Below are 1,642 nucleotides of genomic sequence, written 5' to 3' on the forward strand. Positions count from 1 at the left end.
AAAATAGACCGAAGGCAGTTTTAAAAACACAAAATAAAAAAAGATTAGCGCGCTTATTTCTAATTTTATAGTCAAAATAATTTAAAATGAAAATCGGAATCGATGCCATCACTTTTGATGTCGCAAAAATACATTTATCCATTGGCGCATTGGCAAAAGCCAGAAATATTGACCCTGAAAAACTGCAAAAAGGACTTGGATTAGAAAAAATGACTCTTCCGGATGTACACCAAGATGTAGTAGTTTTTGGAGCCAATGCCTTGACCAAGTTAATCCTTGACCACAACATAAACCTAAATGAAATAGCTCGTATTTATGTGGGTACCGAGAGTAGTATTGACAACTCAAAACCTATTAGTTCATTCTTAATTTCATTGATGGAACAAAAATTTGGAGAAAACACTTTGTCAGAATGCGATGTGGTTGATTTTACTTTTGCCTGTATTGGCGGTGTAGATGCGATGCAAAATTGTATCGATTTTATTCGACTCAACCCAACTAAAAAGGCCATTGTTGTAACGACTGATTTTGCCAAATACGATTTGAACTCTACCGGCGAATACACCCAAGGTGCGGGAGCTGTTGCCTTATTAATAACCTCAAACCCCAGAATTATTGCTTTTGGAGAAGCTTGGGCAACAAGTACCAAAGGTGTTTTTGACTTTTTTAAACCTTACAGAACATTAGCAAAAACAGCCATAACTGGAAATGAAACAAACGAAGCTTGGTTTGATAATTTAGAAAGCGAAATAGAAATCCACAAAGACCAACCTGTTTTTGACGGTCAGTATTCCAATCAATGTTACATGGATAGAACCCGAGATGCTTATTTTTCGTTCAAAAAATTAAAAAAAACATCTCAAACGGTTTATGACACATGGACCAGCATTGTCATGCACTTACCTTACGCATATCAAGGCCGCAGAATGCTAGGTGAAATTTATGCTTTGGATGCCTCCAATAGTACTTTGTCAAGAACAGAAGAAACTACTGTTTACCAAAACAAACTGAAAGAAATTAGCAAAAGTGAAGCCTACATAGAATTTGTGTCTAAAAAATTAAAGCCTGCCGAACTAGCTTCGTCATTGATAGGAAATCTTTATACAGGCTCTATTTTTATGGGCTTATTGTCAACATTAGCTCATTTTTATGATTCTAAAAAAGAAATTTCTGGAAGTGTATTTGGTTTTCTAGCCTATGGAAGTGGCTCGAAATCAAAAGTATTTGAAGGAACCATTCAAGCCGAATGGAAAGAAGCACTGGAGCGTGTAGCCTTATTTGAAACCCTCGAAAAAAGCTTTGAAATTGACTTTGAAGTCTATGAAAAACTCCATAAAAAAGAACAACATCAAAGTGTTTGTAGCCCAAAAAACGAGTGGATTTTAGATCGTATTGAAAGCGAAAACTCCAATTTACTAGGAGCTCGTTATTACAAATGGGTGGAGTAATAAAATCTTTAAGATATTGAATTTTCAATACAAATTTGTTACAAAAGAAAAGGCTGTCTCCAATTTTTGAAGACAGTCTTTTTTACAACCTAAATCTCGTTTTTTATATTTTTAATTACAATTCCCACCGCAATCTTGTGCGTTTTGAAAATCCTCTGGAGTAAAAGTAAATGTCACAGTGGTACCGCTTTTAC

1 protein-coding gene is annotated in these 1,642 nt (G+C 35.1%); it reads left to right on the forward strand.

Annotated elements, in window-relative coordinates:
- The first annotated feature begins 86 nt into the window (after positions 1-86).
- The gene (locus tag FPG59_RS15910; protein ID WP_086455511.1) at positions 87-1,448 is read left to right on the forward strand and encodes a hydroxymethylglutaryl-CoA synthase family protein; all 1,362 of its coding nucleotides are present in this window, start codon (positions 87-89) and stop codon (positions 1,446-1,448) included.
- The last annotated feature ends 194 nt before the right edge of the window (positions 1,449-1,642 follow it).

The sequence above is a fragment of the Flavobacterium sp. FPG59 genome (genome assembly GCF_002150205.1).
Classification (GTDB): domain Bacteria; phylum Bacteroidota; class Bacteroidia; order Flavobacteriales; family Flavobacteriaceae; genus Flavobacterium.